The following is a 21,123-nucleotide window of genomic DNA, read 5'->3' as shown; positions in this document are numbered from 1 at the left end:
GTGAAACCTGCATTCATCAAGCTGCGTGAAAATTATTCGAGCGTGGCGGCCGTCGACCAGGCCACCCTGTTCGGCGAAATCGGCTGGGAAGACCTGATCGGCAAGGACAGCTTTGCCAATACCTGCGCCATCCGCGTCAGCCTGGCGCTGATCAAGGCGGGCATCGAGCTGAAAGGCCGCATGGCCATCCGCAAGGGACCGTTCAAGGGCGCGCTGATCGAGCCGGGGCAGGCCAAGCTGGCGCACAAGCTGGCCAGCCCCTCGATGCTGGGTGCGCCCGAAAAATTCAGCCGCGATGCGGCCATCGCCGGTATCGGCCAGCGCAAGGGCCTGGTCGCCTTTTTTCGCATTCCCGGCTACCTGGGCGGCGCGGGCGGGCATATCGATATCCTGCTGCCATCGATCGGCGTGAAGGTCTGCGGCAGCGAATGCTACTGGACCTGCGCCGAAGTGTGGTTCTGGGAACTGCGCTAACGCTTGTTTGAGCCGAGGTCTATCTGAACTTCTTCGCGCGTCCGCGCGACGCCGCATTGTGCGCGCGCAGGATGGAATCGACGCGTTCCGAGGCATCGCGCGACAGGTTTTGCGCCACGGCGATATCGGGGAAGAATTCGGGCAGGCGGTAGCTGAGCCACGCATACGCGGAGTAGTAGCGGCAAGTGTCTTCCACCTGCTGCAGATTCTGCGTGCCGCCGCCATACGCGTGCTGGCGCAAGGTGGACGTCTTGCCCTGCGACAGATTCTTCGCCCAGTGTTCCCACGCCGTTTGCAGGGACGGCACCTTGCTGGAAATCGGCACCAGCGACAGGGTGAACTTGTCGGCCACGGACAGGGGCAGGGTGTCGAGCCAGACGGCCCGCTCCTTCTGGTCTTCCGTGATGCGGGGGAAGAAAAAGCCGTCCGGCACGTCGATATTGTGGATGAAGCGGCGCAGCAGTTTCGACAGCGACAGCTCGCCCGTCACCGACGAAATGCGGTGCAGATGTTCGAGCGAGGGCGCCACGGCAAAGCCGCTGGTGTTCAGCAGATGCAGTTTTTCCTTCAGCAGCGCGCGCATCACTTCATGCGTTTCGTTGTCGTAGCCGGCCACGAGGCCTTCTTCATGCACGCCGTAGCGGCCCGCGCGCCCGGCGATCTGGCGCGCCAGCGCGGCCGAAATCTCTTCCTCTTCGCGGCCATTGTATTTGACGCAGGTGGTCATGACGATGCGCGCGATCGGCATGTTCAGGCCCATCGCCAGCGCATCCGTGCCGACGACGATATCGGCCGTGCCGTCGCGGAAGCGCTGCGCCTGCGCGCGCCGCACTTCGGGCGACAGATTGCCGTACACGGTGGCCACCGACAGCCCCGTTTCCGTGATCATGTCGCGCCACATCAGCACTTCGCGGCGCGAAAAGGCGATGACGGCGTCGCCGCGGCGCAGATTGCGCACCTTGCGCACGGCCGTCGGCTCCATCGACAGGGGCGCCATGCGTTTGAGTACGTGCACTTCCAGCGGGCAGTCCAGGCGTTCGGCCAGCGCCTCGATGGCGCGCCGCGCTTCGGGCGCCCCCACCAGGTACACGGTATGGGCGGGTGCGCCGCAGACGGCCGCCGTCCACGCGGCGCCCCGGTCCGGGTCGGCCAGCATCTGGATTTCATCGATGACGGCCACTTCGACGACGGTTTTCGTGTCCAGCATTTCTACCGTGCTGGCCACGTGCGTGGCGCCGTCAACGACGCGGCGCTCCTCGCCCGTGATCAGGCTCACGGCCAGCGGTTTGCCGTGCGGCGCCGCTTCCTGCAGGCGTTCGTAGTTTTCCAGGGCCAGCAGGCGCAGGGGCGCCAGGTAGATGCCGCTCTTTGCTTTCACCAGCGCTTCCATGGCGCGGTGCGTCTTGCCGGAATTCGTGGGACCCAGCAGGGCGACGAAGCGGCGCGGCAGGCGGCGCGCCATCTCGAACGAGGCCGGATATTCGGCCAGGTTGATGCTCTGGCGCGTGCGCGCCGCATGCTGCTCTTCCTGCTGGCGCTCGATGGCGTGATTGAAGCGCTGGCGGATGCGGTCGAACACCATGCCGGCCGGCTCCGACGTCTGCATGTCGGCCAGCGTATGCAGGAAGACCATCGGGTCCGTGTCCACGTCTTCGCTCAACCCCGCGATATCGGCGACGAAATCCATCACGTGCTGGCGCAGCTCTTCGAAGACGGCCGCGCTGGCCCGTTCGCGCACGAGGGCCAGCTTGGTTTCGCGGTCCATCTTGCGCCACTTGGCCGGCCGCGCCAGCACGCCCTGTGCCGGCACCAGTGCATACGGCACCACCAGGTGGCCTGCCTTGACCACGCCGGAAAAGCGCACGAAGACGCGGCCTTCCATCTTGACCAGGCGGATATGCTCGGCCAGTTCCCCCAGTTCCGCGACCAGGGTGGCGTCGTTATTGTCTTCGGTGCTGTCGGAAATGTCGGTGGAAGTATCGGGAGGAAGTGCGGAGGAAGTCATGTCGTGCCTGGGTGTCGAAGTAAGCGAGGCCGATTATACCGTGCGCCGGGGAAAGATTTTTCCCGGGCGCGGTGCCGCTGCCGCAGGAGCGCTGATCGTTGAATGGAAGATTTCCTGCGCCGGATGAGCACCTGGCAAGTAGTGAGGGCAGCGCATGCATTCTGGCGAATGACACTGCTGGAGCGTGGAATGGACAGGCGATATCCGGTGCCTTGCGCTGATCGAATTATCCTGCCGAATTTTTATTCGACTGGAATTTGACAAATATATTTTTATTAATTGTGTTCGATTTGTTGAATTTAATTGTGAAATTTTAATTGCCGTGGCATCGATGGTAACAAAGAGTATGTTTTTATTGATGCTCGCCGTGATGATATTCGCATCGCGTGCAGGAATGAATGATTGTCGCCGCGATCCTGTTGCGCCAGCAGCAGCCTGCATGGCTGAACGCGCCTTGCCACGCCGTCGATTTCAAATGAAGCAAGGTGGACAGTTTCCGTATCGCGCCTGCAGTTTTCATTGCATGAGCAATTATCCGATGGCGGGAAATGAATTGAATTATCTTGACAATTAATAATGGCGAGCTGATCATGGCTTCAGGTTTTTACGAGGAAATTCTGGCACGGTTTCAACATATCTGAAATTGAAGGCGAGGTACGACATTATTCTGGCTATCGGCTGGGGCGTGCCGCGTTTATATGTACGGATATGTACGGATTTGATGTGGCTGTGCTCCAGGATGCGCTGGCGGCCGCATGATTTTTAAATCGCGCTGGCGCATAGCCAGCTTGCGATGACACCCGACATACCTGTGTATGTGATCCTGCGCCAGCGGATGGCGCGCGCAGGAATTCATCAGCCATCCGACTTTGGGAGAACACCATGAATAAAAAGCTCGCTGCATTTCTTTTTGCGTCAGGCCTCGGTTTGGCGGTGACTGCGACGCCAGCCTTGGCAAGCTGCGCTAGCGCCTGCGCTGCCGAATGGCGGGCTTGCGTTGCTGCCGGTACCGCCCAAGCAGAGTGCAACGCCGAGCGGTCCGCCTGCCAGCAAACCTGCAACTGACAGGAGGAGTACAGCGCGCCGCGGCAGCCACTATCGTAGCTGCTTGCCGCTGACGCCAGCAAGCCATGGCGTCGATGGCAGTTCAGGCTGCCCGTGCGCGCACGGCGCGCAACCCCCAGCCGGTGGCGATCAATCCGTCACCGGCGTGCAGCGGCGCCACGGCGTCCATGAACGCGCCGCGCAGGCGCTGCCTGGCGTCATCGTCCAGGCGGTCGATATCGTAGGTGTCGCGCAGGGCCGCCCACAGGTCGCCCGGCGTGGTTGTCCACGGTACGTCGATGTCGTCGAATTCAACTTCCGTGAAACCGGCATCGAGCAGCTCGCGCCAGCCGGCTTCCGATCCCGTGCGCCTGTCGCCGAAGCGTAGCGGCGGCAGCGCGTCGCTGGCGATGGGCTTGAACACGCGCATGAAAACATCGTTGACTTCGCCCAGCAAGAAAGTCCTGCCGACGATGGCCGCGAACTGGCCGCCGGGACGCAGTACGCGGCGCATTTCCCGCACCACTTGTTCGATGTCGTCCATCAGCATCAGCGCCATGTGCGAGACAAGATAATCGACGCTGGCCGATGGCAGGTCCAGCGCCTGTCCGCGGCCCGGCAGCAGCCGCACGGAGGCGGGCAGGGCGGCGCGCGCGGCGGCCAGTTCGGCCTCGCTCATGTCGACGCCGAGCAGCTGCAGCTGCGCCTGTTGCCGCGCCGCCAGCAAACCCAGCAGGTGGCCATCGCCGCAAGCCAGGTCGAGCACGGTCAACGGCGTATCCACGGCCGGCACCAGGCTGGTCAGCGCGGCATAGGAAGAGGCGTAAGTGCCGCGGGCGGAGCGCGCGGGCAAGTGCGCAAACGCGGCGCTGGTCACGCCGACTTGCCTTTGATGAAAGTCTTGCAGGTATTTTTCGGCAGTTGAAGGCGTGTTCATGCGAGGTCCGATAGAGGGCGCCCCAGGGCGCGGACGGGCATGCTAGCATGGCAGGCTTGCAATATCCGCGCCGTGCCTTCGCCCGGCGGACGTCATGACAGGAGGGTAGACATGTTGGGCAGCCCGGGTTTTTTCGCTGTAGATGAGCTCACTGCGGCGAAAGTCATGCTCGATGCGCAAAGCGATGGCAAGCGTGTCTTTTGTTTTCCCAGGCATATTTCATCCAAAGCCCAGTTCTTTGATGGCGTACGCGCTGCGTTTCCACTCGATCCCCCATTGCATGGATATCACAGCTGGGACGCGCTGGCCGACTCCCTGTGGTCCGGACTGGAGGGATTGCAGGAAGAGGATATCGTGATCGTATGGCGCGACTCTAGGCACATGCAGATGCAGGCCGAGGAGGATTTCGCCATCGCCCTTGATATTTTGCATGACTTGCCTGGCGCGCTGGCCGACGTCGCGTTGACGGTGAATCAGCCCAAGAAATTGCTGGTGCTGCAGGTGGTGTGATCGACAGTTGCATGCAGCGTCGGCGATGTCTCCGCCTTCCGTACGCTCTGTGGCGCGATCATGTACGACAGCGGGCAAATCGATGCCGAAGTGTTAAAGATCTCCGGAGGCAATGGGCCGTCAAACAGCCGCTTGCCTTCAAGTTGCTAGACGTTTGCGGCTCCATGCCGACGCCGTTCTACGGTTCATAACCGAGCATGTCGTCCTCGTTCACGAACAACCTTGTGGAGCGCACCGCGCGCATGCCCAAAGTGTAGCTGAAAATGCACGTTCAAAATGGTGGTTTCTACTGGCTCATCGGACTTTGATATATGAACATTATCTTCTCTTTGGAAGCACCAGCTGCCCAATCGTTCAAGAACCTTTACGACACTACGAATTGGGGCCCTATTGAACGCGATGTTGGCTTTTATGCCGACGCGCTACGCGGTTCGTGGGCTTCGGTTTCGGCCTATGATGACGATAGGCTGGTAGCATTCGCCCGCGCAATTTCAGATGGGAAGCTGCATGCATTCATTACAGAAATGATCGTGGATCCTGAATACCAGCGGCGCAGTCTGGGCGAGCAGCTACTGAAGCTGCTTGTTGACCGGTGCCATTTTTTGGGAGTAAATGACATCCAGCTTTTTTGTGCGGAGGGAAAAGCGGACTTCTATCTGAAAAATGGATTCTCCAGGCGCCCGGACGATGCACCTGGCATGCAGTACAGCGGGGCGCTGACGACAGCCCCAGGCCTATGGACGCCTGCCGGCGCCGCGGAATAGCCGCCAACGATCAATCGTTTGGTCTGGGCGAAGGAAACACCGTTTGATTGTTGTCCCGGTTGTGGCGTGGAGCCTGGCTATCAGGATGGTCTGCGCTCGGCTGCCAGGAAATTTCAAGAAGAGCGGGGGCAATCCGGAATCCGTTGGGAAAATAGCGCGTTGATGCCAGTTAACTGGATGCTGGGAGAACGGCTGAAGAATATTCCAGCCGACTACCTTTGACGTCATATTCCGTTTTCGCAAGAGTCGCACAGGTGGCCACCGTTCGCTGGCAAGCCAGAACGATGCGTGCTCCTGCTGCCTGCCGCGACAAGTGCTGACATTTAAATAGCCCGCTCATTAGCCCGTTGCGCTGGATCAGATGGGGGGCAGAAAAGCAGCCCGGCCTCCCGCGCTGGCCCTATAGTGTGATGCTTATCTTCGCACCTGGCGACCATCCCGCTCCCATGCGCACCCTGATACTCGGCTTTGCCGCTGGCGCCGCCTGGCTGCAGACGCAGGCCACTTTGCCGCCGCACGCTGGCGCGGCGCTGGCGGCCATCGCTGGCGTATCGCTGCTGACGGCACTGCTGCTGCGCCGCCATGCGTACTGGCGTTTTGGCTGGCATACCGGCTGGCGTTCCATTGCTGCGCTTGCCGCTGGCGTGGGTCTGGGTTTTTATTGGGCTGCCTGGCTGGCCCAGGCCGCCCTGGCGCCGCAGCTGGCGCTGGCCGACGAGGGGCAGGACGTCACCGTCACCGGCACGGTGGCCAGCCTGCCGTACCGCTTCGAGCAGGGCGTGCGCTTCAATTTTGCCGTGGAAAACGCCGTTGGCGTGCAGGTGCCGCCCCTGATTGCCCTGTCCTGGTATGCGGGCTTTCGCGATGAAGTGACGAACGAGGTGGGCGATGTGCAGCCGGGCGAGCGCTGGCGCCTCACGGTGCGGCTGCAGCGCCCGCACGGCAACGCGAATCCCCTGGGCTTCGACTACGAGGCTTGGCTGCTGGAGCAGGGTGTGCGCGCCACGGGCTATGTGCGGCCGCAGCCGCGCGCGGACACGCCGAACGTGCGCCTGGCGGCCTTCGTGCCGTCCTTCGGCAATGTGGTGGAAGCCAGCCGCGCGGCCTTGCGCGCACGCATCTTGCGCAGCCTGTACGGCAAACAGTATGCGGGCGTGATCGTGGCGCTGGTGGTGGGCGACCAGCGCGCCATCCCCCAGTCGGATTGGCAGGTGTTCAACCGCACGGGCGTCAGCCACTTGATTTCCATTTCCGGCCTGCACATCACGATGATCGCGGGCCTCTTTGCGCTCGGTGCGGGCGCGCTGTGGCGGCGCTCTTTTTTTACGGAGCGGCAACTGCCCTTGCTGCTGCCCGCGCAAAAGGTGGCGGCGCTGGCCGGCGCGCTGGCCGCGTTCCTGTATGTGCTGCTGGCCGGCTTCGGCGTGCCGGCGCAGCGTACCTTGTACATGTTGCTGGTGGTGGCGCTGGCCTTGTGGCTGGGACGCATCACCAGCATAGGCCACGTGCTGTGCCTGGCGCTGGGCGTGGTCGTGCTGCTCGACCCGTGGGCCGTGCTGTGGCCCGGCTTCTGGCTGTCGTTCGGCGCAGTCGCCACCATGCTGTACGCGACGGCAGGCCGCACCACGGCGCCGTTGCCGGAGAGCGCCAGCCGCTGGCGGCGCCTGCGCGCCACCGTGGCGCTGGGCGCGCACACGCAGTATGTGGTGACGGTGGGACTGGTACCGTTGACGATGCTGCTGTTTTCGCAAGTCTCGCTGGTGTCTCCCGTCGCCAATGCGCTGGCCATTCCCGTCATCAGCCTGGTCGTCACGCCATTGTCGCTGGCGGGCAGCCTGCTGCCCGCACCCCTGTGCGACTGGCTGTTGCTGCTGGCACACGCCATCGTGCAGATACTGGCGCAGGTGCTGGACTGGCTGGGCGCGCGCCGCTTTGCCGTATGGACGGCGCCTGCGCCGCCATGGTGGAGTTTTTGCTGGGCACTGTTCGGCACGGCATGGCTGCTGGCGCCACGGGGATGGCCCTATCGCTGGGCCGGCATGCTGGGCTGGCTGCCGCTGCTGACGGCCTTGCCGTCCAGCCCGCCACCGGGCCAGCTGTGGGTGACGGCCTTTGACGTGGGGCAGGGCATGGCCGTGCTGATAGAAACACACAAGCACCGCCTGCTGTATGACACGGGGCCCGCCTACAGCCTCGATTCCGATGGCGCCAGCAGAGTCATCGTGCCCTATCTGCGCGCGCGCGGCATCGCTAGGCTCGACGGCGTGATCATTTCCCACAGCGACCTCGATCACGCGGGCGGCGCCGTATCCTTGCTGGAAAATATCAGCGTAGGCTGGCTGGCCTCGTCCCTGTTCGACGGCCACCCGGCCGTCGAGGCCCGGCGGCAAGCCCGCCTGCCATATCTGCACTGCATGGCGGGCCATAGCTGGACCTGGGACGGCGTGCGCTTTGCCATGCTGCATCCATTGCCCGCCAGCCACACAGACATTTCCCTGAAACCAAACGCCCGCAGCTGTACCGTGAAAATCACGGCAGGCAAGCATGCCATCTTGCTGGCCGGCGACATCGAGGCGGCGCAGGAAGCGCAATTGTTGGCGCGCTCTGCCGACGGCGAACTGGCGGCCGACGTGCTGCTGGCGCCGCACCACGGCAGCGGCACCTCGTCCACGCCGGCGTTTTTGAGCGCCGTGCATCCGGCCCTGGCGATTTTCCAGGTGGGACACCGCAACCGCTATAAACATCCGAAGGCGCAGGTGTATGCGCGTTATGGCGACATGGGCATTGCCCGGCTGCGCACGGATGTGACGGGGGCGGTGGTGCTGGCGTTCGGGGACGATATTGATGTGACGCAGTACCGGGCCAGCCGGCCGCGCTACTGGCATGGTCGCTAGCGCTTTCATGCTACTCTTCCCTGACCATCGTCCAAGGAGTCCCGATTGCGCCATTCCCGCCACGCTTATCTTCTCGGCACGGCCCAGGCCGCCGACATCGCTCCCATCACGGCTTTGCTGCAAGCCAACTCCCCCTCGCAGGGCGGCAGCCTGACGGGCGAGTTTTCGCGCGACAAGGTGACGAGTATGGCGGACGGCGCATCGCCCGTCATCGTGGCGCGGCGCGTGGCGACGGGCCTGTCGTTGGCGTGCTGTTCAGTGCAGCGACGGCCACCGCGCAAGCGCCTGTGGTGCTGGCCATGCTGGCGGCGTATGCGGGAGGAAAGCGCGCCTATGTTTACGGTCCCGTCTGCATTGCGGACTCGGAACGGGGGCAGGGCTTGCTGGCGCTGCTGTACGCGGCCATGCGCGCCCAGCATGGGGGTGCGGAGGCGGTGCTGTTCATCCGGCGCGACAATATCGGCTCGCTGCGCGCGCATGAACGGCTGGGCATGCGCGAGGTGGCCGCCTTTGTCTTCGACGGCGCCGACTTCGCCGTGTATAGCGATGCCATCGTGGCGCAATAGGCGCTAGCTTCCCCGTTCATCCGGTATTTCCATCCCTTTTTGCCGCACATATTCGAGAAACAGCCGCGCCCCCTTGGCCATGCGCGAGCTGCCGTAGACGGCATGGATGCTGGGATCGAGCTCTTTCGACGACGTCAGCCGGTACGCCGTACAGACCCTGAGCAGGGTGCCGGCGGCCACGGCGGGCTCGGCCAGCCAGCTGGCCAGGCGCACGATGCCGGCGCCTTCCAGTGCCGCCTGGAAGGTGGCGATGCCCGAGGTGAAGCGGAAACGCGGTTGCACCTGGTAGCGCACGTTGCGCTCGCTGGAAACAAAATGCCAGTCGCGCAGGATGCGGGGAGCCGAGTGCATGATGATGTCGTGGCCGGCCAGCTCTTCCGGCTCTTCGGGCGCGCCCATGCGGGCGATATAGCCGGGCGAAGCGTACATGTAGCGGCGGTAATTCCACAGGGGATAGCCGATCAGTTCACTGGACTGGGGAAAGGCGCCGCGGATGGCGAAATCGAGCTTTTCCTGGATGGGATCGATGGATTTGTCCGAGAAATGGATGTCCATCGACACGTTCGGGTAATCGCGCGAAAATTGCGCCACCACTTTCGGCAGAAAGCCCAGCGACAGGATTTCCGGCGCCGATAGGCGCACCCAGCCTTGCGGTGAGTTGCTCAGCTCGGCCAACTGATCTTCTGCCTCGGCCTGCGTTTCCAGCAAGTGCTTGGCCGACGCGTAATACGTTTCGCCGGCCGTCGTCAGGGTGAACTGTTTTTGCGTGCGCAGGATCAGCTCGGCGCCGATGGCGTCTTCGAGGAACTGGATGGCGCGCGTGACGGCCGACGGCGAGCGTCCCAGCATGCGCGCCGCGTGGATGAAGCTGCGTTTTTCCACCACGGTGCAGAAGGCGCGGATTTCCCACATCAGTTTCATCGACATTGCGCGCTCCCGGTAAAAGAGGCCAGTAGACCGCACGGGGCGCATTCCGTCAAGCGTTACGCCTGATTGCGTTTTCCGCAATTTGAAGTTGCATCCGGAAAAATCTACGGCGCCTATACTGCCGCTGTCGCCCATTCCTTGTTGCCTATCATGCTGACCATCTCGCTGCTGTGTTTATTCGCCTTCTTTGCCGGCCTCATCGATGCAGCCGTGGGCGGGGGCGGGCTGATACAGCTGCCGGCCCTGTTCAACCTGATGCCGAACATGGCGTCGACGTCCTTGCTGGGTACTAACAAATTCGCTTCCGCCTGCGGCACCACGTTTGCCGCCCGCTCTTTCGTGGGCAAGGTGCACATCCCCTGGCTGCTGGTGCTGCCGGCCGTGGCCAGCGCCTTCGTGATGTCGTTCATCGGCGCGGCTGCCGTGTCCTACGTGCCGCAGCAGGTGGTGCGCCCCATGGTGCTCGTGCTGATCATCATCATGGCCATCTACACCTTCATCAAGAAGGACTTCGGCAGCATGCGCGAGTCGCGGCCCATCGGCCCCCGCGAACGCATCCTCGCCATCGCCATCGGCGGCGCCATCGGCTTTTATGACGGCCTGTTCGGTCCGGGCACGGGCAGTTTCCTGATCTTCCTGTTCATCCGCGTATTCGGCTTCGATTTCATCCTCGCTTCGGCCTGCTCGAAGCTGGTGAATATCGCCACCAACATCGCCGCGCTGGCCTTCTTCATTCCCGCCGGCCACGTGGTCTATGCCGTGGCCGCGCCCATGGCCGTGTGCAACATCCTGGGCGCCCTGACGGGCACCTGGATCGCCGTGCGCCGCGGCGCCGCCTTCGTGCGCATTTTGTTCCTCGTGCTGCTGGTGCTATTGATCGTGAAATTGTCCTACGACATCTTCTTCAAGTAAGTTTTTGAACGACAACAAGCCATGAAAACCATCCAGGGCGTGCTGTGGGACAACGATGGCGTGCTGGTCAACACCGAGCAGCTGTTTTACGAAAGCAACCGCGACTTGCTCTTGCCCTACGGCATAGACCTGACGCCGAAGCAATTCTTTGACTGGTTTTTGGACAATAACTATGGCGCCTGGCATGTCTTGCTGGGGCAGGGCCATGCGATTGAACTGGTCGACCGCCTGCGCGCCGAGCGTACCGCGCTGTTTGCGCAGCGCTTGCGCCAGGCGCGCCAGCTGGCCATGCCCGGCATTGGCCACGTGCTGGCGGCGCTGCGCCCGCATGTGGCCATGGGCGTCGTCACCAGTGCGTATGAGCAGCATTTCCGCATCAGCCATGCGTCTACGGGCTTGCTGCCGCACTTCGACTTCGTGCTGACGCGTGAAATGTATGGCGAAAGCAAGCCGGCGCCCGACGGCTACCAGCTGGGCTTGCAGCGCCTGGGCCTGGCCGCCGCCCATTGCGTGGCCGTGGAAGACTCGCCGCGCGGCTTGCGCGCCGCCAATGCGGCGGGGCTGGAATGCATCGTCTTGCGCAATCCCATGAACCGGCACCATGCGTTTGACGAGGCTTTTTGCGTGGTGGAGTCGATGGCCGAGCTGGGCGAGGTGCTGGCCTCGTTCGTGCCCGGCATGGCGCCCGTGGGCGGGCAATTAGAGGCCTTCCTCTGATACGTCTTGCCGGCATGCCATTACAATTGCCTATCGCATTCACCGGCACCGTCCCACGATGACACTCCCGCAACTGCACTTTGCCCACGCTAACAGTTATCCTGCCGGCACCTACCGCAGGCTGTTCGGCTTGCTGGGCCAGCACTACGACGTGCAGGCGCTCGACATGCATGCGCACGACCCCGAATACCCCGTCAGCACGGGCTGGCCCGAGCTGGTGCGCGAGTATATCGACGAGCTGGAGCGCCGTTATACGGCGCCCGTGATCCTCGTCGGCCATTCGCTGGGCGGCATGCTCAGCGTGATGGTGGCCAAGCAGCGGCCCGACCTGGTGCGCTGCGTGGTCTTGCTCGATTCGCCCGTGGTGGCGGGCTGGCGCGCCATGCTGGTGCGTCTGGCGCGCAACACGGCGCTGGGCGAGCGGTTTTCCCCTTCGCGCTTTTCCGCCCGGCGGCGCAAGCTGTGGCCCGATGCGCAAGCCGCGTATGAGCATTTTGCCGCCAAGGACATGTTCGCCATCTGGGCGCCGCAGGTGTTGCGCGACTACATAGACAGCGGCCTTGCGCCGCATCCGGAAGGGGTGCAGCTGCGCTTTACGCGCGAGGTGGAAACGGACGTGTACCGCAGCCTGCCGCACCATATCGGCGACCTCGTCAAGGATGGCTTTCCTGTGCCCATCGGCTTTATCGGCGGCACGGAATCGGTGGAATGCCGCCAGGCGGGCTTGACGGCCACGCGCAAGCTGGTCGGCAAGTTTTTCCGCCAGGTGCCGGGCGGTCATCTGTTTCCCATGGAAAACCCGGAACTGACGGCGCAAGTGGTGCGCGAGATGATCACCTCGCTGTTGGCTAGACACTAGCCGACTGGCAAGGATTTTCAGCGGGCAAGGGCCAAAAGTGGCGGTTTTTCGCGTAAAATCCTGCCATTCGGGCCGCGCCTGCACCAGGCGCGCTGCCCCCGCCATTCCGATATTCTAGAAAGATACCCCTGCGATGACGATTAAAAGCGATAAATGGATACGCCGCATGGCGGAAACAACGGGCATGATCGAGCCGTTCGAACCGGGCCAGGTCAAGGAACGCGACGGCAACCGCATCGTGTCCTACGGTACGTCCAGCTATGGCTATGACATCCGTTGCGCCGACGAGTTCAAGTTGTTCACCAACATCAACACCACCATCGTCGATCCCAAGGATTTTGACGCGAACAACTTCGTCGACGTGTCCGGCAAGGGCTATTGCATCATCCCGCCGAACTCGTTCGCGCTGGCCCGTACCGTGGAATATTTCCGCATTCCCCGCAATGTGCTGACCATTTGCCTGGGCAAGAGCACCTATGCGCGCTGCGGCATCATCGTCAACGTCACCCCGTTCGAACCGGAATGGGAAGGCTATGTGACCCTGGAGTTTTCGAACACGACACCGCTGCCGGCGAAAATCTACGCCAACGAAGGCGTGGCGCAAGTGCTGTTCTTCGAATCCGATGAAGTGTGCGAAACGTCGTACAAGGACCGCGGCGGCAAGTACCAGGGCCAGGTGGGCGTGACCCTGCCGAAGACCTGATGGATTGAAGGGTGGGGCGCCAGCCCCCAGCCCCCAGCCTCACCTCACAGCTGTTTCAGCAGCCATGCTTTCAGCGCGGCTGACGGCTGGTACAGGGGAACATGGCCGCGCAGCAAGATTTGCGTGCTGCGCCGGTAAGCCGCGCCGTGGATGGCGATGGCGTTTCCTGCCTGGCGCGCCACGATGGTGGTGTCCAGGATGCCGGCCGGGTTTGCTATGCCGATCTCGATCTCCGTATCCGCCTGCCCGACGGGCGGTACGCCGCGCGCCAGCGCATGCGCCACCGTGCCCGGTATCAGGCAGGCCGCCGCCAGGCAGCAGCCGCCCGAGACGGCCAGCGAAGCATGGCCCGCCTGGGGTGTAAAGTACCGTACCGCAATATTTCCCTCTCCCGTAGCCGCGCCCACGATGCAGAACTTGGGGATGGTTTCGCTGCGTTCCAGTTCTTCCAATGTCATCGGTTCGCCATCGCGCCGCCGCAAGCCCATCAACAGTCCCGCCCCGCTCCACACCTGGCGGATGGCCTGCATGAAAGCGGGATCCGCCTCCAGTTCCTGTACCGTTTCCTGCGCCGTCTTGCCGAACTGGCTGGCCAGTGCGATGACCATGGGCACGGCCACGTCCACGCACGAGACGTCATAGCCGTGCACCTGGTCTTGCGCCTTGCCTGTCGGTAGTAATTTGCCCGTCTTGGCGCCTGCGGGTTGCTGCAGGAACAGGTCCACGCGGGGGAAGCTGCCGGGCACGCCGGGAATGCCGGTGGCCGTAAAGCTGCCGTCCAGTTCGCGCACCATGCGCGAGGTGGTGATGACGCCCGTGTTGGTGTTGCGGATATCGATGTCGTGCGCGCCGATGGCCAGTGCCTCGATCACGCCGCTGTCCAGTCCCCACAGTTGCAGGGCGGACGACATATTGCCGCAGTTCACGTTCCAATCGATATTTCCATGCTCGCCGGCCAGCTGCGCCAGGGTGCTGACCAGGCGCGGCTGGCCCGCGTGCCGTTCCACTTCGGCCAGGAAGACTTTGTTGCTGGTGGGCGCGCCCCGTCCCAGGCCCGTGATCTGCCGGTTGCCCGCCTGGCGGCCGGACTGGGGCACGCCCATCAGGTGGCGCAGCAATTCCTCGCGCAGGGCCAGGTCGGCCGGCACGGACGATGCATGCAGGACCAGGCCCGTCGACGTGCCGCCGCGCATGTGGTGGACGGGAAACTCGATCACGCCGCAGCGCTGGCGGGGCACGAGGTCGGGCAGGGCGGGCAGCAGGGGCATGGCGATCCGATCGAGGCGTGGCTGGGGAAGCGCCAGTGTGCCAGTTTTTTGTGCCGAGGAGCAAGAGTGCGTACCGGCAGCGCTCTTTACCTGCCTTTACACCCGCGGCACTACATCGGCGTCCATGCCTGCCGTTAACCTTGGTATCGAAACATTCAGGAGGCATCATGGTAGCGGCAATCGGTTCAGGCAGCGCGGTCGGCACGGCCAGCGCGGCGGGGAGCGCCAGTTCGGGCAGCAGTTCGCAAATCGCGGCGCTGCAAAAGCAGATCACGGCGGCGCAAAAGCAGTTGACGGAATCGCAGAAGGGCGAGCAGACGGAGGCGTCGCAAAAGCTGCAGCAGCAGCTGGCGCAGCAGATCCAGGCCTTGCAGGCGCAAATTGCTCAGTTGCAAGCGGCGGCCGCGCAACAGGCGGCGCAGCAAGACACGCCTGCGGCCAGCAGCGCCGATACGGCGACGAGTCCGGCCAAATCAAGCTCGTCCACTCTGGGCAGCATCATCGACACGCAGGCCTGACGCGGTCCGGGACCTGCCTGCCGCCGGGCTGACGATAGCTCAGCCTGGCGTCTTGACGGGCAACAGCATTTCCACGCACAGCCCGCCACCGCTGCGCAAGCTGGCGCCGATGCGCCCGCCATGGGCGCTGATCACGTGCTGGGCGATGGCCAGGCCCAGGCCATGGCCGTCCGTGCTGTGCTGGGTATTGCTGGCGCGGAAGAACGGTTGGAAGATGCGGGCCAGGTCGGCGCTGGCCACGCCGGGCCCCCGGTCCAGCACGGCGATGCGCAGCAGATCCTGCTTGCCGTCATGCAGGCGCGACAGATTTACTTCCACGGTACCGCCATCGGGGCTGTGCTTGACGGCATTGCGCACCACGTTTTCCACGGCGCGCGCCAGCAGTTCCGGCCTGCCCGTGACGGCGGCGTCGGCGATGGCTGCGTCGCCCGCCAGGGCGATGTCCACCTGGCGCGCCTTCGCTTCGTAGCGGGCGTCTTCCATAATGTCGTGCAACAGGTCGGCGATGCCGACGTCTTCGCTGAGGGGGGAGCTGGCGCCCGCTTCCAGCCGCGACAGGGTCAGCAGTTCGCCGATCAGCTTGTCCATGCGTTCGCTTTCGCGCTCGATGCGCTGCATCGAGGCGTCCATCTTGTCCGGCTGCTGGTGCGCCAGGCCGATGGCGGCCTGCAAGCGCGCCAGCGGCGAGCGCAGTTCGTGCGACACATCGTGCAGCAAGCGCGTCTGGCTATCCATGAGGTTGCGCAAACGGCTGGTCATGCGGTCGAAATCGCGTCCCAGGTCCGTCAATTCATCGCCGCGCTTGCCGCTGGCGTGAAAGCGGGGCGCCAGGTCGCCGTGCGAAGCGGCTTCGAACGCTTGCCGCAAGTCGCGGATGGGACGCGCAAAATACCAGGCCAGCAGGAAGGAGAACAGCAGGCTGGCGGCGATGGCGGCGGCCAGGGGAATGAAAGTACGGTAGGGGCTGTCCATGCGGGGACCGGGCGGCGGGCCCCGCTGGAAATCGGGGCGGGGCGGCGGCATGCCGGACGCATCGGCACGGGGGCCGCTCATGGCGCGGGGACCGCTCAGGGTGACGGCATTGAGCGTATCGCGCGCGGCGCCTGCCTCGGCAGTGCGAAAGCGGACGGACGAGGGCAGGAACAGCAGATAGCGCACGCCGTCGCTGCCGCCCACCTCGCGCACCACGGCGTGGGGCAAGCCTTGCGCCAGCAGGGCGCGCGCCTTGGCCAGTATCGCCGGATGGACAGTACGGCCCATCAGTTCTTGTCCTTGGGCATCGACGGCAAACACGCGCATGCGCTCCATCTTGCCGAGAAATTGCTGCAAGGCCTTGCTGCCGCCCGCTTCCAGGGTAGCGCTGGCCGCTTCGATGGCCATCTGGGCGGGCGGGCTGGTGTCGATGTCGAGGGCACGCTCCTGCTGCGCGGCGCGGTTTTTCAGCCAGAAGGTGCCGCCGATGCCGATGGTGGCCGTCACTTGCGCGAGCATGATGCACAGAAAAAACTTCCAGAACAGACGGCCCACGCTTACTCCTTGATCAACTGATAGCCGAGACGGTAGACGGTCTGCAGGCAGGAACGGCCGTCGGCCAGGCTGCCCAGCTTGCGGCGCAGGCTGCTCAGGTGCACGTCGATATTGCGGTCGAAGCGTGCCATGGGCCGGCCCAGGCCCAGTTCGGACAATTGATTCTTGCTCACGGGCTTGCCCGCATGGCGCACCAGCACTTCCAGCAGGTTGAATTCCGTGCTTGTCAGCTCCAGGTGGGCGCCGGCCCAGGAAACGCGGCGTTGCTCGGGCCACATCGTCAGCTGGCCCACGGTCAGCGGCGCCGGGCCTGCGCCGTCGTGCGGTGCCGCTTGGGCGCGGCGCAGGATGGCGCGGATGCGGGCCGTCAGCTCGCGCGGCGTACAGGGCTTGGTGACGTAATCGTCGGCGCCCAGCTCCAGGCCCACGATGCGGTCCGTGTCGTCGCCGCGCGCCGTCAGCATCAGGATGGGCAGGTTGCTGCCGGCGCGGATGCGGCGCAGGGTTTCCAGGCCATTCATGCGCGGCATCATGACGTCGAGGACGGCGATGGCGTACAGGCCCGTCAGCGCTTCGGCCGCGCCGCTTTCGCCGTCATGCACGGCGCGCGCGTCGAAACCTTCCTGCGTCAGGTATTCCTGGAACATGCCGACCAGCTCCACGTCGTCATCGATTAACAAAACCTTGCTCATGCCTGTGCTTTTTTCGGGTGAATATCGCCCGATGATAGCAGCCAAAGGGGGCTGTTCAGGACGGTTTTACCCGCTTTTACATACGTCTGCTTACATTCGCGCCCCTTCCTTTACACGCTTTTACGCGGCCCTAACGTTGCTTTACACGCCAGACGCCGACAATCAGGGCTGATCGCCACGAAAGGAAAGCCCGATGAAATACCTGAGTATCGCCGTATCGCTGTTGCTGCTGTCCGCCTGCAGCATGCCGCTGGTCGCACTGGCCCAGCAGACCCCGGCGCCGGACGGCCCGCCGCCACGCGCCATGGAAGGGCCGCCGCCCGCCTTCGGCCACGGCCCGGGCGGACCCGGCCCGCAAGGCTTGCCGCCCTTCCTGCGCGGCATCGAGCTGAGCGAGGCGCAGCAGGACAAGGTCTTCGCCGCCACCTACGCCCAGGCGCCCTTGCTGCGGGAGCAGGAAAAGATCGCCTACAAGGCCCATGCGCAACTGCGCGAACTGGCCGCGTCCGGCGCGTACGACGATGCGAAGGCCAGCGCGTTGGCAAGCACGGCGGCGCAAGCCATGGCGGCGATCAGCTTGCAGCAGGCGCGGCTGGAGCAGCAATTGCTGGCCGTGCTGACGCCGGAACAGCGCAAGCAGGCGCAGCAGCGGCGCGACAGCCGTCCCGGCCCGCGCCATCCCCAATAAGCGACAAGGAGAGCGAGCATGAGCATCAGTGCCTTGAATTCGAACAGCGCCGCCAGCCAGCTGAGCGCGTTCAGCCGCCTGGGCGGCAGCAGCACCGGCAGCACCAGCAGTACCGGCGGCACGCGGCCGCAAAAGCCCGACGATGGCGCGTTTCTCGACGCCATTTCCAGCGCCTTGTCGTCGATCGGCGTATCGGTCGACGCCAGCGGTAGCGACGGTGCCACGGACAGCACCGGCAGCACGGGTAGCAGCGGCGACGTGGGCCAGGCGCTGGGCGCCTTCCTGCATCAGCTGATGGGCAGCCTGCATGCGCAAGGCGGTGGCAGTAACGGCGGGCAAGAGGAGGGCGGCGCGCCCCCGTCGGGACCGCCACCCGGCAGTGGCGCGCGCGGAGGCGGTCCCGGCAATATCGAATCCGATTTGCAAAGCCTGCTGCAAAAACTTTCGTCGTCCAGCAGCGATGGCAGCGACAGCACAGACAGCAGCGTGACGGACTTGCAGTCCAGCTTTGCCAGCCTGCTTGGCGCGCTGGGCGGCAATGAGGGCAGCACGGGCACGGGCAGCAGTAGCAAACTGAGCAGTTTCCTGCAGGCGCTGTCGGGCAGCCTGGGCGCGGCGAGTGCGGGCGGCGGCCTGTCCGCCAGCGGCAACCTGGTCAATACAACGGCCTGAACCATGGAACGCAAGCTCGCCCTTGCCGTCAGGAAGGCGCTCGCGCAACGGGCCACGCAGGCACTGTTCCTGTGCGCCAGCCTGAGCCCCGCATTGGCGGGCTTGCCCCACTTGATGGAGTATTTATGGAATTACATGATCACGGTCTGGCATCCGACCTCGAAATGATGGGACGTCAGGCGGCCGAGCGGCGGCAAGTGCTGCGCTGGCTGCTGGCGGGCGCCGCCGCCGTGCCCCTGGCCAGCTGCGGTGGCGGCACGGACGCCGGCGCCACGGCCGCAGGCAGCGCCGCCGGCACGGGCAGCTCCGGCACCTCGGGCGCCGTCACGCAGCCGGTAGCGGGCGCCTGCACGGTGATTCCCGAGGAAACAGGGGGACCGTATCCGGCCGATGGCACGAATACGAATGGCGGCAGCATCATCAACGTGCTGAACCAGTCGGGCGTGGTGCGCAGCGATATCCGTGCCAGTTTCAATGGCGCCACGGGCGTGGCGGCAGGCGTGCCGCTGACGATCAAGTTGCAGTTGCTCAACGCCAGCGGCAGTTGCGCCAGCCTGGCCGGCTATGCCGTCTACCTGTGGCATTGCGACCGCGAAGGCTTGTATTCGCTGTATTCGAGCGGCGTGACGGCGCAGAATTACCTGCGCGGGGTGCAGGAAACGGACAGCGCCGGCAACCTGGCGTTTACGACCATCTTTCCCGGCTGCTACGCGGGGCGCATGCCGCACGTGCATTTCGAGGTCTATCCCAGCCTGGCCAAGGCAGCCAGCGCCGCGAACCGCATCAAGACCTCGCAGTTCACGTTCCCGATGGCAACGTTAAACGAGGCCTACACGGCCAGCGGCTACACGGCCAGCGTGCGCAACCTGGCGCAGGTCAGCTACGCCACCGACAATGTGTTCAGCGACGGCACCAGCCTGCAGATGGCCACGGTGACGGGCAACGCCGCGGATGGCTACGTCGTCACCCTGCTCATCGCCGTGAATGGTTAAGTTGCCGTCATGAAACCCAGGTCGCGCTGGCTGAAGTTGCCGATGTTCGGGAATACGTCGGCCAGCTGGCTGTCGGCCACGCCGAACCATTTGGCCAGGGTGGCGCCGTACTGGTCGACGGACGTGGTCGGCAGCAGGGCGCCGGAACCCACGTCCAGCGCATGGCCCAGGCCCGTGACGGGGAAGGCGCCGTAGATGTCGCGGCCCTTCACGGCGCCGCCCACGACAAAGTGGTGGGCGCCCCAGCCGTGATCCGTGCCGTCGCCGTTGCTGCTGAAGGTGCGGCCGAAGTCCGACGCCGTAAACGTCGTCACCTGGGGCCGCACGTCGGCGCCCTGCAGGGTAGCCAGGGTCGCGTCGAAATACGCGAGCGCGTGCGCCAGGCGGGCCATCAGGTCGCCATGCAGCTCCTTCTGGCGGTCGTGCGTGTCGAAACTGCCCAGTGTCACATAAAACACTTGCCGTTTCGCCCCCAGGGCGCCGCGTCCGCCGATGATGCGCGCCACGGTCTGCAATTGCACGGCCAGCTGGTTGACACTGGACGCGCCCGTGTTCGGGTTGACGTAGGGCGGCGGATTGGGCACGCCGCCTGCGCCGGCTGCCAGCATGGCGCCGCTCAGCACGCTCTGGCTGGAAATGGCGCGCTGCACCGTCGCCACGTGTTCCTGTTCCATCATGTCGTCGCCCGCCGTGCTGATGATGTCGCGCAAGGCCGTCTCGCCCTGGGTGGTGCCGAACAGATAGCCGCTGCCGCCGATATTGCGGATCGGCACGGCGCCCGCCTGTCCCACCTGGAACTGGCGCACCTGGCGCCCGCTGAGGAACAGGGCGTTCGATGCGGCCGAGATGGCCGTAAACGTGGCATTGGCGTTGCCCGTGCCGAGCAGGTCGCCCAGGCGGCCGCCCCAGCCCACGCTGGCGCCTTCGGGCAAGCCCGATTGCCAGGTCGATTGCTGGTCGTTATGCGAAAACAGTTTTGGCGGCAGCGCCACGTTGCCTGCCTTGTATTGCGCCAGGGTCACGGGCTGGATCAGGGTGCCCACATTGGCGACGATGGCGGCACGGCCGCCGTCGAACAGGTCTTTCACGGGGGCGAGCGAGGGATGCAGGGCAAAGCTGCGGCCAGCCTGCGCCGTGGCGGGCACGATGGGCAGCACGCCGCCCGTTTCGCCCACGCCGGGCAGGTGGATCGAGTCATTGCCGCCCGTGTTGCGCAAGCGCAGGTATTCGCTCCAGGACGGCGTGTCCGTGGCCAGCACCGTGTTGAAGGTATCGTTGCCGCCAGCCATGAACAGGCACACGAGGGCCTTGTAGTCGTCAGCGGACTGGGCCGCGGCCTGGCCCATGGCGGCCAGGTTGAGGGCGAATGGCGCGGCCGTGCTGCCGGCCAGGCCCAGCATGGAACCGAGGAAGCGGCGGCGCGAGAAATGGGAGGTGATAGTCATGCTGCTTCC

General features: G+C 64.5%; 22 protein-coding genes. 15 read left to right on the top strand and 7 right to left on the bottom strand.

The window, feature by feature from the left end; genetic code table 11:
• Positions 1–474: a T6SS effector amidase Tae4 family protein gene (locus VPH41_RS12655; protein WP_328570284.1), complete on the top strand. Its 474-nt coding sequence runs from the start codon at positions 1–3 to the stop codon at positions 472–474.
• Positions 475–493: 19 nt separating this feature from the next.
• Here VPH41_RS12655 and VPH41_RS12650 read toward each other — a convergent pair whose 3' ends face one another.
• Positions 494–2,479 carry a helicase-related protein gene (locus VPH41_RS12650; protein WP_328570283.1) on the bottom strand — a complete coding sequence of 662 codons (1,986 nt, stop codon included), beginning with the start codon at positions 2,477–2,479 and terminating at the stop codon, positions 494–496.
• Positions 2,480–2,663: 184 nt separating this feature from the next.
• Here VPH41_RS12650 and VPH41_RS12645 point away from each other — a divergent pair, with 184 nt between their 5' ends.
• Complete coding sequence (locus VPH41_RS12645; RefSeq protein ID WP_328570282.1) at positions 2,664–3,053, top strand: hypothetical protein; 390 nt, start codon at positions 2,664–2,666, stop codon at positions 3,051–3,053.
• Positions 3,054–3,626: 573 nt separating this feature from the next.
• On the opposite strand, the gene VPH41_RS12640 is transcribed toward VPH41_RS12645, so the two are convergent.
• Positions 3,627–4,460: a class I SAM-dependent methyltransferase gene (locus VPH41_RS12640; RefSeq protein WP_328570281.1), complete on the bottom strand. Its 834-nt coding sequence runs from the start codon at positions 4,458–4,460 to the stop codon at positions 3,627–3,629.
• Positions 4,461–4,571: 111 nt separating this feature from the next.
• Between VPH41_RS12640 and VPH41_RS12635 the strand changes: the two genes are divergently transcribed.
• The 4 genes from VPH41_RS12635 to VPH41_RS12620 all read left to right on the top strand — a co-directional run bounded on the left by VPH41_RS12635 (position 4,572) and on the right by VPH41_RS12620 (position 9,194).
• Positions 4,572–4,970 carry a barstar family protein gene (locus VPH41_RS12635; RefSeq protein ID WP_328570280.1) on the top strand — a complete coding sequence of 133 codons (399 nt, stop codon included), beginning with the start codon at positions 4,572–4,574 and terminating at the stop codon, positions 4,968–4,970.
• 311 nt (positions 4,971–5,281) lie between these two features.
• Positions 5,282–5,734 carry a GNAT family N-acetyltransferase gene (locus tag VPH41_RS12630; protein ID WP_328570279.1) on the top strand — a complete coding sequence of 151 codons (453 nt, stop codon included), beginning with the start codon at positions 5,282–5,284 and terminating at the stop codon, positions 5,732–5,734.
• Between the two features lie 446 nt (positions 5,735–6,180).
• Positions 6,181–8,628: a DNA internalization-related competence protein ComEC/Rec2 gene (locus tag VPH41_RS12625; protein WP_328570522.1), complete on the top strand. Its 2,448-nt coding sequence runs from the start codon at positions 6,181–6,183 to the stop codon at positions 8,626–8,628.
• A 248-nt stretch (positions 8,629–8,876) separates the two neighbouring features.
• A complete protein-coding gene (locus tag VPH41_RS12620; RefSeq protein ID WP_328570278.1) occupies positions 8,877–9,194 on the top strand; it encodes a hypothetical protein in 318 nt (105 codons plus the stop codon).
• 3 nt (positions 9,195–9,197) lie between these two features.
• Here the strand turns inward: VPH41_RS12620 and VPH41_RS12615 are convergent, their stop codons facing one another.
• Positions 9,198–10,121 (bottom strand): LysR family transcriptional regulator, encoded by a 924-nt coding sequence (locus VPH41_RS12615; protein ID WP_328570277.1) that lies wholly within the window; start codon positions 10,119–10,121, stop codon positions 9,198–9,200.
• A gap of 150 nt (positions 10,122–10,271) precedes the next feature.
• Between VPH41_RS12615 and VPH41_RS12610 the strand changes: the two genes are divergently transcribed.
• The 4 genes from VPH41_RS12610 to dcd all read left to right on the top strand — a co-directional run bounded on the left by VPH41_RS12610 (position 10,272) and on the right by dcd (position 13,312).
• The gene (locus VPH41_RS12610) at positions 10,272–11,033 is read left to right on the top strand and encodes a sulfite exporter TauE/SafE family protein (protein WP_152258443.1); all 762 of its coding nucleotides are present in this window, start codon (positions 10,272–10,274) and stop codon (positions 11,031–11,033) included.
• Positions 11,034–11,054: 21 nt separating this feature from the next.
• Positions 11,055–11,750, top strand: a complete 696-nt coding sequence (locus tag VPH41_RS12605; RefSeq protein ID WP_328570276.1) for an HAD family hydrolase — start codon at positions 11,055–11,057, stop codon at positions 11,748–11,750.
• Between the two features lie 58 nt (positions 11,751–11,808).
• Positions 11,809–12,609, top strand: a complete 801-nt coding sequence (locus VPH41_RS12600) for an alpha/beta fold hydrolase (RefSeq protein WP_328570275.1) — start codon at positions 11,809–11,811, stop codon at positions 12,607–12,609.
• Positions 12,610–12,742: 133 nt separating this feature from the next.
• Positions 12,743–13,312 carry a dCTP deaminase gene (gene dcd / locus VPH41_RS12595; protein WP_034755486.1) on the top strand — a complete coding sequence of 190 codons (570 nt, stop codon included), beginning with the start codon at positions 12,743–12,745 and terminating at the stop codon, positions 13,310–13,312.
• Positions 13,313–13,356: 44 nt separating this feature from the next.
• Here dcd and VPH41_RS12590 read toward each other — a convergent pair whose 3' ends face one another.
• A complete protein-coding gene (locus tag VPH41_RS12590) occupies positions 13,357–14,580 on the bottom strand; it encodes a PrpF domain-containing protein (RefSeq protein ID WP_328570274.1) in 1,224 nt (407 codons plus the stop codon).
• A 167-nt stretch (positions 14,581–14,747) separates the two neighbouring features.
• On the opposite strand from VPH41_RS12590, the gene VPH41_RS12585 reads away from it, so the two are divergent.
• Positions 14,748–15,098 carry a FlxA-like family protein gene (locus VPH41_RS12585; protein WP_328570273.1) on the top strand — a complete coding sequence of 117 codons (351 nt, stop codon included), beginning with the start codon at positions 14,748–14,750 and terminating at the stop codon, positions 15,096–15,098.
• A 39-nt stretch (positions 15,099–15,137) separates the two neighbouring features.
• On the opposite strand, the gene VPH41_RS12580 is transcribed toward VPH41_RS12585, so the two are convergent.
• Entirely contained in the window at positions 15,138–16,625 is a 1,488-nt protein-coding gene (locus tag VPH41_RS12580; RefSeq protein WP_152284577.1) for a sensor histidine kinase, read from the bottom strand.
• A 2-nt stretch (positions 16,626–16,627) separates the two neighbouring features.
• Positions 16,628–17,317 (bottom strand): response regulator transcription factor, encoded by a 690-nt coding sequence (locus VPH41_RS12575; RefSeq protein ID WP_287772314.1) that lies wholly within the window; start codon positions 17,315–17,317, stop codon positions 16,628–16,630.
• Between the two features lie 193 nt (positions 17,318–17,510).
• Between VPH41_RS12575 and VPH41_RS12570 the strand changes: the two genes are divergently transcribed.
• The 4 genes from VPH41_RS12570 to VPH41_RS12555 are packed head-to-tail and all read left to right on the top strand — an operon-like array spanning position 17,511 to position 19,669.
• On the top strand, positions 17,511–18,005 hold the full coding sequence (locus tag VPH41_RS12570) for a Spy/CpxP family protein refolding chaperone (protein ID WP_152284579.1): 495 nt from the start codon (positions 17,511–17,513) through the stop codon (positions 18,003–18,005).
• Positions 18,006–18,023: 18 nt separating this feature from the next.
• Positions 18,024–18,677, top strand: a complete 654-nt coding sequence (locus VPH41_RS12565; RefSeq protein WP_328570272.1) for a hypothetical protein — start codon at positions 18,024–18,026, stop codon at positions 18,675–18,677.
• Positions 18,678–18,680: 3 nt separating this feature from the next.
• The gene (locus VPH41_RS12560) at positions 18,681–18,845 is read left to right on the top strand and encodes a hypothetical protein (protein ID WP_193317625.1); all 165 of its coding nucleotides are present in this window, start codon (positions 18,681–18,683) and stop codon (positions 18,843–18,845) included.
• Entirely contained in the window at positions 18,803–19,669 is an 867-nt protein-coding gene (locus VPH41_RS12555; protein ID WP_328570271.1) for a dioxygenase family protein, read from the top strand. Before VPH41_RS12560 ends, VPH41_RS12555 begins: the two co-directional genes overlap by 43 nt.
• On the opposite strand, the gene VPH41_RS12550 is transcribed toward VPH41_RS12555, so the two are convergent.
• Complete coding sequence (locus VPH41_RS12550; protein WP_328570270.1) at positions 19,666–21,114, bottom strand: DUF1501 domain-containing protein; 1,449 nt, start codon at positions 21,112–21,114, stop codon at positions 19,666–19,668. The genes VPH41_RS12555 and VPH41_RS12550 overlap by 4 nt on opposite strands.
• Between the last annotated feature and the right edge of the window lie 9 nt (positions 21,115–21,123).

The organism is Janthinobacterium sp. P210006, from assembly GCF_036231885.1.
Taxonomy (GTDB): domain Bacteria; phylum Pseudomonadota; class Gammaproteobacteria; order Burkholderiales; family Burkholderiaceae_D; genus Janthinobacterium; species Janthinobacterium violaceinigrum.
The sequence above is the reverse complement of the archived record's forward strand: the minus strand, read 5'-3'. Positions and strand labels throughout refer to the sequence as shown.